The organism is Zhongshania guokunii, from assembly GCF_040892635.1.
In the GTDB taxonomy this organism is placed as follows: Bacteria; Pseudomonadota; Gammaproteobacteria; order Pseudomonadales; family Spongiibacteraceae; genus Spongiibacter; species Spongiibacter guokunii.
This window is the reverse complement of record NZ_JBFRYA010000007.1, coordinates 148,515-160,942: the sequence shown is the minus strand read 5'-3', so window position 1 is coordinate 160,942 and position 12,428 is coordinate 148,515. Positions and strand designations below refer to the sequence as shown.

Here is a 12,428-nt window from a genome sequence, read left to right as displayed (position 1 = left end):
GCGCCGCTACCACACGGTTTTCATAGTGCCACCGTCAACCACAAGGGTTGAGCCGGTAATGTAGCTGGCCGCGGGCGACAGCAAAAATGCGCCGGCCTTGCCAAACTCGACGGCCTCGCCGTAGCGACCAAGGGGAATTGCACGCTCGTTCGCACTGCGCTGTTCATCAACACTAATGCCCTTGGCATCGGCTTGGTTACTATCGAGATTTCGCATGCGGTCAGTGGCAATCGTGCCCGGCACCAAATTATTTACCCGAATATTCTCCGCCGCCAACTGCTTAGACAAACTCTTGGCCAAGCTCGTCACCCCAGAGCGCATCACATTCGACAGCAGTAAATAGTCAATGGGCTCTTTCACCGACGACGAGGTTAAAGTCAAAATGGCGCCACCACCGGCTTTGCGCAGATGAGGCAGGGTTTCACGCACCATGCGCACCGCGCTCATCAGGGTAAGGTCAAAGGCCGCCTGCCAATCTTCATCGCCGAAGGCATCAAACTGACCGGCCGGCGGCCCACCAGCGTTTACCACCAAACCATCTATCCGTCCAAAGTCGCGGCTGGCATCAGCCACCCACTGTTTAATACTGCCTCCATCGCGGGCATCCATGGCATAGCCTTTTACCTCATACCCAGTGCGTTCCGCTAGGTCAGTCGCTGCTAACGCAATTGCAGTGGCATCGCGGCTGGAAATAGCCACGCGTGCACCATTTAGAGACAGCTGTTCAGCAATTGCCAAGCCTAAACCTTTGCTCGCGCCCGCCACCAAAAACACTTTTCCTGCAATTTCCAAATCCATATTGAATACTCATTGAGCTGCAACACAATAAACCGGCCTATTAAGACCTATAATTGCTACTTTAAGCGCTAAACATGCTGGATACGAGGCCCAGACTCAGAATGGGTCAAGACGACTAGCGTGAAATTCGTTAGAATAGCGCCCCAATTAGATCGGCCTAATATTTGCTTTAAACTTAATTTAGTTAAACCTAAGCAGTTGCATTGCCGATAAAACCGAAAAAACACATGACATCAGATATAATCGCTGTCAACATTACCACAGAATGACGGGCGAATTAAATATGACAACTGACACAAGTACCACCACGAATTATCACCACGGCAATCTCCGCCAAGAACTTTTGGAGTTGGCCGAAAAACACCTTATTAATAGCGGCATTGCTGAGCTGAGCCTGCGCGCGCTAGCGCGCGAGATCGGCGTTTCGCAAACCGCACCTTACCGCCACTTCAAAGACAAAAATGCGCTGCTGGCCGCCTTGGCCACCGAAGGCTTTCGGCGCTTTTTTATTATCTGTGAAGAGAGTGAAAATGAACCGCGGGCAGATTTAAGCTTGCTGCTGTTTGGCTTGAGCTATGTAAAGTTCGCCAAGTTGCACACCGAAATGTTCCATTTAATGTTTGGCCCTGTATTGCAGCCCCGCAGCGACTATCCAGAGCTGTTTGCCGCTGGTCGCGAAGCTATTTACAAGGTGCGGGCAGGTGTTGAACGCGGTTTTAAAACTGATGTTATTCGCCAGCTAGACGATGTTGCCTCAATGGCGCACACCGTGTGGGCCGCAGTTCACGGCGTGGCAACCCTGATGCTTGACCACGGTGACACCTACGGCTACCACCGCGACCTTGACCTGCAGGCAGAAAAATCGCTGCGCATGATGATCGCGGGTTTGTGTACCGACCCCACCGAAATCTCCCAGTTACCCCAAGCAAAACCGGCAGTTTAAGGCGCGCATTTACTGCCGCGCCAAAACTTGGAGCGGCGGCGTGCTTATCACCACTCGGCAATACAGCCAGCCGGTAATGGCCATGGTCATGGCGCCCAGCACTGGCACCACCATAAATACGCTGCCATGCCACACCGGAGCCATATCTAAAACCCAGCGCTGCACGCCATACAGGGCAATATTACTGCCCAGCGCCGCCAATAGCCCCGCCAAAAAGCCCACCGCTGCAAACTCCAGCAATAAACCATTGGCAATTAACTGCCGACTGGCGCCGAGCGCCCGCAGTATCGCGTTCTCTTGCAGGCGGCTGTCGAGACTAGCTTGCACATTGGCCACACTCACCAATAAGGCGCAAACCACCACCAAGGCCAATACCAGACCAATGGCCGCACTCACTTGCCCAACCACGGTATTCATTTGCGCGATAAGGGCATCAATCTCAATTAAGGTCATGGTTGGAAAGGCCCGCAACAAATCTGTTAGCAGCGGCTTTTCTGCGGCCGGTAAATAGAAGCTGGTGATATAGCTACCGGCGTAGTCCCGCAAACTGTCTGGCGGAAATATAAAATAGAAATTGGGCCGCATACTGCTCCAGTCTAAGCTGCGGATGCTGCTCACCACCGCCACTAGGCTTTGCCCGCCAATATTAAAACTAAGCTCGCTACCTAGGCTGAGCTGCAACTGCTTGGCTAAATCTGCTTCCACCGACACCGGCACTCGCTCCGCCGCGACCAAGTCGGATGCTGTCCACCACGTACCAGCTTCAATGCGATTGTCGCTCGGCAAATCCGCCGCCCAGCTCAAATTGATTTCGCGGTTCACATTGCCCCGCTCGGCATCAATATCGGCAATATCCTTAATCGCGCGCTGGTCAATGTGCGTTAAACGCCCCCTCACCATCGGATACAATCCTGCGTTACTAAGGCCGTGCTCTTGAAAAAAGCCCTCTAGCGGCGCTATTTCAGTGGGCTGAATATTGATTAAGAAGTGATTGGGCGCGCCCTCTGTAAGCTGCATTTGCCAATCGACTAATAAATTGGCGCGCAACAGTCCTAGGCTGGTCAAGGTCATCAAGGCCAGCGCAAAACTGGCCACCTGAAAGGCATTAGCAAAGCGGCGCCGATATATCGCCGCCAACGCCAAGCGCAGTGCGCCCCGTGACCGCCCCGCACTTAGCCGCCGAGCTTGGCTCACCAGCCACAGCACCAAAACCGTGGCGAGCAAGCCCAAGGCAATACTCGCCACCAACAGCGCTGCACTGAGCTGAATATTGCCGCTATACCACCACATCAAGCCGCCAATACCCGTTACCCCAATAAGCGCACTGGCCACCATGCCCTCGCTGCTGTCTTCGGTGTCGCGACGCAGCACCCGCAGCGGCGCCACCTTGCTCAAGCGCCACACTGGCGGCAGCGCAAACACCGCCGTACACAGCAGCGCCGTTATTGCGCCCACCAGCAGGGGTCGCCACACCGGCGGCGGAATATCGATGTCGATCAAGCCCTGCAAGCTGGCAAACAAGGCCCACTGCAAACCGTGACCAAGCAGCCCACCCAGCACAATCGCCGCAGCGCACAGCAGGGCGAGCTGAGCCAAATAATGATGCAAAATTTGCCGACGACGGGCGCCGAGGGTTTTCATTACTGCCACATTGTCGCTATTGCGCTGGCCGTAGCGGCGCGCGGCCAAGGCAATCGCCGCCCCCGCCAACGCCACGCCCAAGCTCGCCGCCAACAGCAAATAACCTTCGGCCCGTTTAAGCGTTGTGGCCATGGCCGGCTGGCCGTCGCGCACATCTTCCCAGCGCTGGCCAGCTTCTAGCTGCGGCGTTAGCCAATTTTCGTAATCTGCCAATTGCGCTTCGCTGCCGGCAAATAAATAGCGATAACGCACCAAGCTGCCTGGCTGCACGACCTTGGTGGCCGCTAAATCGGCCAAATTAATCATCGCGCGCGGCGCCAGCATCTCATTCATATTGCCGCGATCTGGCTCGCTAATTAAAGCGCGACTCACCTTAAAGTCGGCCTCACCCACCCCAGCTTCGCCGGCGGTCGTTAAATCCAACAGGGCTAACAGCCGTGAATCTAACCACAGCTCACCGGCACTCGGGCCATGCTCCACCAGTTGCGCATCACCAAAGGCCGCGTCACTCACACCAAGCTGGCCAATTAGCGGGTAGCCTTCGGAAACCGCCCGTATTGACGCCAACTGCATTTGCTCGCCGGCGTAAATCATAGAGCGAAAGCTCGCCACAGTTGCGGTTTTTAAGCCGCGCTGCTGGGCCTCAAGCAGCCAGCTATCTGGCACTGTGCGCGCGGTTTTCAGCACGCGGTCTGCCGCTAAAAAATGGTGGCTCTGCTGCTCCATACCTCGGCTTAGACGCTCAGAAAAACCAGCAATACCAGTGACAATGCTTACCGCCAAGGTCAGCGAAAATGCCAGCAGGCCCAATTCGCCCCCGCGCCACGCTCGGCGAATATTACGCAGTGCTAGCATCATCAGGCGCATGGCAGCTCGCCGGATTGCGCTGGGGAGCTTTGCTTCATTCCTGTATCCGCAGACTCGGCATTGCTCACTGCCTCGGTCAACACACCGTCGTGCATCACAAACTGGCGGCCACAGCGCTGGGCAAGCGCCATTTCATGGGTTACCAAAACAAGGGTGGTGCGGGTTTCGCTGTTTAAGGCAAACAGCAGCTCAATAATACGCTGGCCGGTTTGCTCATCTAAATTGCCGGTGGGTTCGTCGGCAAACAAAATATCTGGTTCCACCGCAAACGCCCGCGCCAAGGCGACCCGCTGCTGCTCGCCGCCAGACAGCTGACGCGGGTAATGATGGCCGCGATCAGCCAAATCGACTTTTTCAAGAAAGACCCGCGCGGCAGTCTCCGGCGAGGCATGACCACTCAGCTCAAGCGGTAGCATCACGTTCTCTAGCGCCGTTAAGCCAGGTAATAGCTGGAACGACTGAAACACAAAGCCAACATGCTGCGCCCGCAACGCGGCGCGCTGATCCTCAGTCATTAAACTGATGTTTTGACCATGCAAATAAATATCGCCGCTAGTGGCGTTGTCTAGCCCCGCCAACAAACCCAGCAGGGTAGATTTACCCGCGCCAGACACCCCGATAATCGCCGCGCTCTCCCCCGCCTTGATTTCAAGGTTAATCCCTCGCAATATGGCAAGCTCTTGGGCACCGCTGGTGACTGTTTTACAGAGATTTTGAACTCGAATCATGTTGAAACCTGTGTTTTCATTTTATTCCCGCGCTATTCACCTTGGCCAATGGTCAATGCTTCTTAGAGTGTTACTCGCGTGTTTGATATTGACGTGCCTGCCACGCTTGGCTCAAGCCGATGCGGCCAAAGAAAATATACTGGTACTTGGCGACAGCATCAGCGCTGGTTACGGCTTTGACCCTGCACTGGGCTGGGTGACGCTTCTCAGCAAACACGTCCCAGACACCTACCATGTGGTTAATGCCAGTGTCAGCGGCGAAACCAGTGCCGGCGGCCTAAACCGCCTACCCGCGCTATTAGCTGAGCACCAGCCAAGCATTGTCATCATCGAACTCGGTGGCAACGACGGCCTGCGCGGCTACCCCGTGATTAACTTACGTAAAAACCTGCAAGCCTTGATCAATTTAAGTATTGAAGCTGGCGCCCAGCCACTGTTGCTCGGCATGAAAATTCCACCAAACTACGGCAAGCGCTATACCCAAGCCTTTGCCGATAGCTATAAGCAAATCGCCAAAACCAACGATCTGCCTTGGGTAGATTTTTTCCTCGACAACATCGCCACCAACAGCAAGCTCATGCAAAGCGATGGCATACACCCCAATGCCGATGCCCAAGCCTTGATAGTACAGAAGGTACTGCCAGCACTAACACCCCTGCTGAATTAAGTTTTGGTAAGACAAGCCAGTTAAGGCGAGGAAAAGAAAACCCATGAGTGGCAAATTTGGCCAAGCAAGTCCACCGCCGCCCGCATTTTTAGGGGCCGATGACAAGCTCGTGGTCTTCGATGGGGTCTGCAAATTCTGCCATTTTTGGAGCCGCTTTATTATTCGCTTCGACACCAGCCAACAGATCAAACTCACCACCGTGCAATCCCCTGCTGGCGCAGCCATACTTAAACACTACGCTTTAACAAACAGCCACATCGAATCTGTTTACTATATTGCCAACGGCCAGATCTTTGAAAAAAGCACCGCCGTACTGCAAATCATCAAGCAACTACCGTGGCCGTGGCGGCCACTGCTGATATTTATCATCATTCCCCGCCCCCTTAGAGATGCGCTGTATAGCCTTATTGCCCGCAATCGCTACCAATTGTTTGGCCGCTATGGGCAATGCCCGCTGCCGAGCGCCGAACAGCAGGCAAGGTATTTTGTGTTGAGAACAGAAGAGGAATTGAGTCAAAAATAACAAGTACGACCACTTAAACACACAGAATATATTCTTTAATACATTAATTGAGTGGCGCCAAACGCCCGCAGCACGCGCGGCTTTGTAGTGTAGGCGAAGCCGCAACGGAAAAGCCGTCGCTGTGCCTGCGATTGTTAGGCATTTACTTGTACCTACCTTTCTTAGATTTAATTACCTCAACGACATTATCGTGTTTTGAACCAGGAATTAAGTCTTTGAGGTGAAGAACGCCATCGCTAGAGTATTGCAGGTGAACTCTCCAGCCTGAAATTTTATCCACGTCAGCCCTATAAACAGCCTGCTTAACTCCAGTAACTTTATGTAAACGGGTAACTGGAAACTCCCTTCTTTTGTGACACTCGTTGTTTTCCAACTCTGCCAGCGCCTCTAAAAATTTGAGACGGTGCTTTTCATCCGGGAGAACTTTTTGCGCTTCGAAGATGACTCCGTATTCATCTAAGAGAGACTTTATTTCAGCCATTATCGCTCTCCCTAGGACGGAACTGCTGATAGAGGGATTCGGCGATAGAGTTAAAGGTCCGTTCCATATCATCATGCTTCACAACTCGAAAGAGCGTGATGATCTTTTGATCAAAAAGAGGATCTTCCTCAATTGTTAAAATCACTCTTATTTGAGGCGACACCCGAAGAACGTAAAGGCTTGACTCTAGTCCCTCCGGCATATTTATTTTGTGAGGTCGGTAAATGTGCTGAGTTGAAATGTCCAGCGTAGAATCAAATTTTGCCGCATATCTATCAAGTGCAGCTACTACTCGATCTTTTTCTCTCGCACCAAGCTTCTTAAGGTCCTTTTCAAAAGGGCGGGTAATATCGAATTTTATTTCCATAGTTCCAGATTTTCTGTCTGCCTAACAGCTTTGTTATGACGACTCGCGCCTTATATCACTTTGGCCCCTTATCAAAGAAGGGGCTTCAGCAGCGATTGAAAATTTAAAGGGATTCAAAAAGATGGCGGCAGTGTTAGTAACGCGTACTAGGCAAACGAAGACTACTTCCCTTTATTTCTGTTAAACATCCCTTTCCCCTGATCATATCCCATTTTTTATAAATTTCAATGAGTTAAATAGCAAGCCGCGGTGTTAATGTGCATACCGCTACTGTTCACACTTTACGATGGCGCAGAAGCGGGAGCCATCCGAGTGCGGTGTTTGTTGCAGCTGCCGTGGGTTTAGATTCTGAATCAAGTTCAGAATGACGGGGCTGCGTTCAGAATGATGGGACCGTGTTCAGAATGCCGGTCCATAGATGCGTTAACAACAACCAACAGCATGAATTTTTAATGTTTAAGCCATGAAACCTACGGCCTTTAAAAGCTCAAACCAACTTTTCTGGGTCTAGCAACATCGCCAATTCTTCGCGGCTTAAATCGGTCATTTCCACTGCCACGTCCAATACTGGCCGTTGCTCGGCGTAGGCTTTTTTGGCTATTTCTGCGGCCGCCAAGTAGCCGATAACGGGGTTAAGTGCAGTAACGAGGATTGGGTTGCGGGCGAGGCTATCGGCCATTACTGCCTCGTCTATGGTGAAATCGGCAATGGCTTTGTCGGCCAGTGCAAGGCAGGCATTGCTCAGCAGGTCGATGCTTTGCAGCAGGTTATAGGCAATGACCGGCAGCATAACATTCAGCTGAAAATTACCAGACTGCCCCGCCACAGTGATGCAGGCGTCATTGCCAATCACCTGGGCGGCGGCCATGGCCACGGCTTCGGGAATGACGGGATTTACCTTGCCGGGCATAATACTGCTGCCGGGTTGTAGTGCCGGCAGACGAATTTCGCCCAGCCCCGCCAGTGGGCCGCTGTTCATCCAGCGCAGATCATTGCTGATTTTCATTAGCGCCACCGCCAAGGCCTTTAGCTGACCAGAGGCGGCAACGGCGGCGTCTTGGCTAGACAGCGCCTCAAATAGGGAATCATTGGGTTTAAAGCTCAGACCTGTATCAATACTGATCGCAGCGCAAAATTTCTCGGCAAATAAATCGGGTGAATTTACGCCGGTGCCCACTGCTGTGCCGCCTTGGGCTAATTGGCAGAGTTGCTTTTGAGTATCTAGCAGGCGCTTGCGCGCCTTGTGGCACTGCGCTGCCCAGGCCAAAATTTCTTGCGATAGCGTAATCGGCATGGCGTCCATAAGGTGGGTGCGGCCGGTTTTAATAACACCGCCAAACTCGCCAGCCTTGTGTTTAAGTGTTGCTTCTAAGTGTTCTAGGGCCGGCAGTAATTGATTGTGCAGGGCCAGCGCGGCACTGAGATGAATCGCCGAGGGAATCACATCGTTGCTGCTTTGACTCATATTAATATGGTCGTTGGGGCTTACCGCAAGGCCGCTGCTCTCGCTAGCCAGATTCGCCAGCACCTCATTCACGTTCATATTGGTGCTGGTGCCGGAGCCAGTTTGAAACACATCGACGGGAAATTGGTCGGCAAACTCCCCCGCTAAAACCTGATCTGTTGCAGTGATAATCGCCTGAAATACGTCCTCGGCGAGCAGCTCCTCTTCGTGGTTTACCATGGCTGCGCAGCGCTTAATACGTACCACTGCGTGAATGAACTGCTTGGGTAGGGTCAAGTCACTGATGGCAAAATTGTCGAGGGCGCGCTGGGTCTGCGCTCCGTATTTAGCAGTACCTGGCACTTTTACTTCGCCCATACTGTCGCGCTCTAGCCGAAACGTGGTCATGGTAGATCCTCCCTAGCGAGTACATAAGCTGTTTAAAACCGTATTAACATAGCGCCCTTATCACCTTGGTTTAGCACTACGGCTTAACACTATGGCAATGATAATTCGTGTTATGTCCCCATAAGCCCTAAAATATAGCGGCATTAACACGGAGATCAATATGCCCACCGACTACCAACACGCTAGCACAGAACAGTGGCTAAAATGGGACAAAGACCATATTTGGCACCCTTATTCCTCGGTGCTAAATCCGCCCGCGATGATTCCGGTGGTCTCCGCTAAGGGCGTCAGACTGACCCTTGCCGATGGCCGCGAGCTTATTGATGGCATGTCGTCGTGGTGGTCGGCAATACACGGTTATAATCACCCAGTGTTAAATACGGCAGCCAAAGCCCAGCTCGATGATATGTCGCATGTGATGTTTGGCGGCCTGACCCACCCCGCTGCCGCCAGCCTTGGCAAACGTTTGGTAGACATAACCCCCGCCCCGCTCACGCGGGTATTTATCTCCGATTCCGGTTCGGTGGCGGTAGAAGTCGCCATAAAAATGGCCCTGCAATACTGGTATTCCGTTGGCCAACCCACTAAAACCCGCTTGCTAGCACTGCGCAATGGCTACCACGGCGACACCTTTGGCGCGATGGCCACCTGTGACCCCGTTACTGGCATGCACCATTTGTTTAATAAGGTTTTACCCGAGCACTTATTTGCCGAGGCCCCGCAAACCGCCTTTGGCGAACAGGCCACTGACGCCGATATGGCCAGTATTAAAACCCTGTTACAAAACCACCATCATGAATTGGCCGCGGTTATTCTGGAACCTGTGGTGCAAGGCGCCGGCGGTATGCGGTTTTATGGTGGCGACTATTTAAAACAATTGCGCGCGCTTTGCGACGAGTTCGACGTATTGTTAATTCACGACGAAATTGCCACCGGCTTTGGCCGCAGCGGCAAGTTGTTTGCCTGCGAGCACGCGGGCATAAGCCCCGACATTATGTGTGTGGGCAAGGCCTTAACCGGCGGTTATTTGTCATTGGCGGCAACCCTGTGCAGCGAGAAAATTGCGCAGGGCATATGCGAGGGCGAAGCTGGCGTGTTTATGCACGGCCCCACCTTTATGGGCAACCCGCTGGCCTGCAGCATTGCCAATGCCAGTATTGATTTGCTCTTGGCAAGTGACTGGCAAAGCAATATTCAACGAATTGAGGCAGGTCTCAACGCTGGTCTAGCTGCCGCCGCAAACCTAAACAGTGTTGCCGCCGTGCGCTGCCTTGGCGGTATTGGCGTTATCGAAATGAAGGCGCCGGTCAATATGGCCAGCCTGCAGGCGCGCTTTATTGCCAAGGGCATTTGGATTCGGCCCTTTGGCAAACTGGTTTACACCATGCCTCCTTACATTATTAGCGACGCTGATCTGGCCCTGCTTTGCCAGCAGATGGTCGCCGCCTTGGCTGCAGAGGAATAACAAAAAATGAGTAATGCCAAATTCAAAACATGGCTCCATGAGATTATTTTTGGCACCGAACCCGGCCCCGGCCGTAACTTCGATATTTTCTTGATCGTCGTCATACTCAGCAGCGTTGCGGCCTTATTTATTGATTCCGTCGCGTCAATTCACGAGCGCTATGGCGATTTATTATTTGGCGTTGAAGTTTTTTTTACTGTTTTATTCACCTTAGAGTACGGCGCACGCATCTATTGCTCACCCAATCGCCGCGCCTATATTTTCAGCTTTTACGGTTTAATCGACCTACTCGCAACAATACCTACGTATCTATCAATATTTATTCCAGGCGCCCAGCATTTGCTGATCATCCGAGTATTTAGAGTGCTGCGGGTTTTTAGAGTTTTTAAGCTTTTTCACTATATGAGTGAAGCAAATGTGTTATTGCGCTCGCTGCTAGCATCACGTCGAAAAATTTCGGTTTTTCTCGTCTCCGTACTCACGGTAATTGTGGTGTTTGGCGCTTTGATGTACTTGATAGAAGGTCCTGAGAATGGTTTCACCAGTTTGCCGCAAAGTATGTACTGGGCAATTGTAACCGTGACCACCGTTGGCTACGGCGACATCGCGCCCCACACGCCCCTTGGCCAACTTGTGGCAGCCATGGCCATGATCACCAGCTACGCAATTATCGCGATTCCCACTGGTATTCTCAGCGCAGAATTAATTCAAGAGAGTCAGCGAATGATCACCAACCGCCAGTGCGATAGCTGCAAGAAATTTGGCCACGAAAAAGAATCCCATTACTGCCGTCACTGCGGCGAAAAACTACCGCCACCACAATAAGCGAATTAAAAATTGAAGGGCAAGAAGAAAGCATAAAAAAGCCAGCCGCGACAAGGAGGGGGGACGATCGCGACTGGCTGAGGGAAAGCTTACGCTCTATAAAACTATTGCGCCCAGCGCTATTGGCATAGGGCTAAGAAAATCAGACTTATAAAACAAACAACTTAATAAGCCTGATGCTCTCCTTAAAACATAAATCTTGCGCCGAGTTTCACCGTGTCCATATCGCCTTCCCAATTTGAGGCCGGCGCAGGAAAGCTAGAATCATCCAAATCAACTTTGTAGCGGTCGTATTCCAGCGCTACAACAAAATGCTCGCTCACCTTTATATCGGCACCCACACCAACGAAAGGTTCATCGCCATCATAGCTTTGTTTAAGGCCAGCAACACGGACGTCTGCATCCCAAAATAATTGGCCCGCTTTTGCGTAAATACCAAGCTGCTCCGTTAATGGCAGCCGACCCACAACCGCGAGACCGTAGCCGTCGACATTGGCCTTGCCTACGTCGCCACCGAATGAGCCAAAATCAATATAACTGGCTTCAAAACCGAGAAACTGATTAACCTGCGCACCAATCAGCGCTTCTTTAAAATCATCATCTTCATCGAAGTCGCCACCACGATCCTTGTAACCACCGTAATTGGCACCAACATAAGCGTGTGGACCAGCGCTTGGATTTGCAAAAGCGGTCGATGCTAAAGTTGTGGTGCCGACAACGGCGGCAAATAAGGCCAAACTATGTGAATAGATTGCTCGCATAATGTCTTCCTCTATGAATTACAAAAAATATCGAGAATTTCTATGGGCGGGCCAACGGCCCGCCAACTATGGCTTATTCAGCTTCTTCTTCAAGCTTTTGAATCGCATCCTGGCGATCCATATACTCATCGCGGCTCACTGCGCCATTAGCGTCACTGTCTATTGCGCTAAAGTATTGACGAAGCGACTGCTCAGACTGCGCCTCTTTCTCATCTAGTGCACCGTCGCCATTTTGGTCAAGCGCGGTAAAAATTGCATTGCTGGCATCATCGGAGCCCTGCATAGAACCCTGGCCCTGCAAAGCACCTTGTCCCTGCGAACCTTGACCTTGGAGGTTTAAGCCGCCACTGCCTTGCTGGCTGCCCTGCTGAATATCGGTGTTTACACCGCCAGACCCCGTGCCGCTGCCTTGAATAGCGCCAGACATTGGCTCTGCCAAACAAAATGAACTTAATGCCAAACCTGCAAAAACTGTTGCTATCTTTTTCATGGTTTTCTCCTTAACTATTG

Annotated in this window: 13 protein-coding genes; 5 read left to right on the top strand and 8 right to left on the bottom strand. The window is 52.1% G+C overall.

The annotated features are described in order from the left end of the window. Window positions 1–6 precede the first annotated feature (6 nt). Entirely contained in the window at window positions 7–798 is a 792-nt protein-coding gene (locus AB4876_RS10020) for an SDR family oxidoreductase (protein WP_368381519.1), read from the bottom strand. A gap of 283 nt (window positions 799–1,081) precedes the next feature. On the opposite strand from AB4876_RS10020, the gene AB4876_RS10015 reads away from it, so the two are divergent. Then, on the top strand, window positions 1,082–1,741 hold the full coding sequence (locus tag AB4876_RS10015; RefSeq protein WP_368381518.1) for a TetR/AcrR family transcriptional regulator: 660 nt from the start codon (window positions 1,082–1,084) through the stop codon (window positions 1,739–1,741). A 9-nt stretch (window positions 1,742–1,750) separates the two neighbouring features. Here AB4876_RS10015 and AB4876_RS10010 read toward each other — a convergent pair whose 3' ends face one another. Beyond that, window positions 1,751–4,249, bottom strand: a complete 2,499-nt coding sequence (locus AB4876_RS10010) for an ABC transporter permease (protein WP_368381517.1) — start codon at window positions 4,247–4,249, stop codon at window positions 1,751–1,753. Then, complete coding sequence (locus AB4876_RS10005) at window positions 4,240–4,977, bottom strand: ABC transporter ATP-binding protein (RefSeq protein WP_301029653.1); 738 nt, start codon at window positions 4,975–4,977, stop codon at window positions 4,240–4,242. Before AB4876_RS10005 ends, AB4876_RS10010 begins: the two co-directional genes overlap by 10 nt. Window positions 4,978–5,065: 88 nt before the next feature. Between AB4876_RS10005 and AB4876_RS10000 the strand changes: the two genes are divergently transcribed. Both AB4876_RS10000 and AB4876_RS09995 read left to right on the top strand, forming a co-directional pair. Further along, a complete protein-coding gene (locus AB4876_RS10000) occupies window positions 5,066–5,644 on the top strand; it encodes an arylesterase (protein WP_368381516.1) in 579 nt (192 codons plus the stop codon). 43 nt (window positions 5,645–5,687) lie between these two features. Further along, complete coding sequence (locus tag AB4876_RS09995; RefSeq protein WP_368381515.1) at window positions 5,688–6,167, top strand: thiol-disulfide oxidoreductase DCC family protein; 480 nt, start codon at window positions 5,688–5,690, stop codon at window positions 6,165–6,167. Window positions 6,168–6,309: 142 nt separating this feature from the next. On the opposite strand, the gene AB4876_RS09990 is transcribed toward AB4876_RS09995, so the two are convergent. The 3 genes from AB4876_RS09990 to AB4876_RS09980 form a co-directional block, all read right to left on the bottom strand. Then, window positions 6,310–6,648, bottom strand: a complete 339-nt coding sequence (locus AB4876_RS09990; RefSeq protein ID WP_368381514.1) for a hypothetical protein — start codon at window positions 6,646–6,648, stop codon at window positions 6,310–6,312. Beyond that, entirely contained in the window at window positions 6,641–7,015 is a 375-nt protein-coding gene (locus AB4876_RS09985; protein WP_368381513.1) for a hypothetical protein, read from the bottom strand. The genes AB4876_RS09990 and AB4876_RS09985 overlap by 8 nt, the downstream gene beginning before the upstream one ends. A 487-nt stretch (window positions 7,016–7,502) precedes the next feature. After that, window positions 7,503–8,867: a class II fumarate hydratase gene (locus tag AB4876_RS09980; RefSeq protein ID WP_368381512.1), complete on the bottom strand. Its 1,365-nt coding sequence runs from the start codon at window positions 8,865–8,867 to the stop codon at window positions 7,503–7,505. Window positions 8,868–9,027: 160 nt separating this feature from the next. On the opposite strand from AB4876_RS09980, the gene bioA reads away from it, so the two are divergent. Both bioA and AB4876_RS09970 read left to right on the top strand, forming a co-directional pair. Beyond that, window positions 9,028–10,332, top strand: coding sequence for an adenosylmethionine--8-amino-7-oxononanoate transaminase (gene bioA, locus AB4876_RS09975; RefSeq protein ID WP_368381511.1), 1,305 nt, complete (start codon window positions 9,028–9,030; stop codon window positions 10,330–10,332). Between the two features lie 6 nt (window positions 10,333–10,338). Then, entirely contained in the window at window positions 10,339–11,157 is an 819-nt protein-coding gene (locus AB4876_RS09970) for an ion transporter (protein WP_368381510.1), read from the top strand. Window positions 11,158–11,342: 185 nt separating this feature from the next. On the opposite strand, the gene AB4876_RS09965 is transcribed toward AB4876_RS09970, so the two are convergent. Then, window positions 11,343–11,918 (bottom strand): outer membrane beta-barrel protein, encoded by a 576-nt coding sequence (locus tag AB4876_RS09965; RefSeq protein WP_368381509.1) that lies wholly within the window; start codon window positions 11,916–11,918, stop codon window positions 11,343–11,345. A gap of 73 nt (window positions 11,919–11,991) precedes the next feature. Then, complete coding sequence (locus AB4876_RS09960) at window positions 11,992–12,408, bottom strand: EF-hand domain-containing protein (RefSeq protein WP_368381508.1); 417 nt, start codon at window positions 12,406–12,408, stop codon at window positions 11,992–11,994. Window positions 12,409–12,428 lie beyond the last annotated feature (20 nt).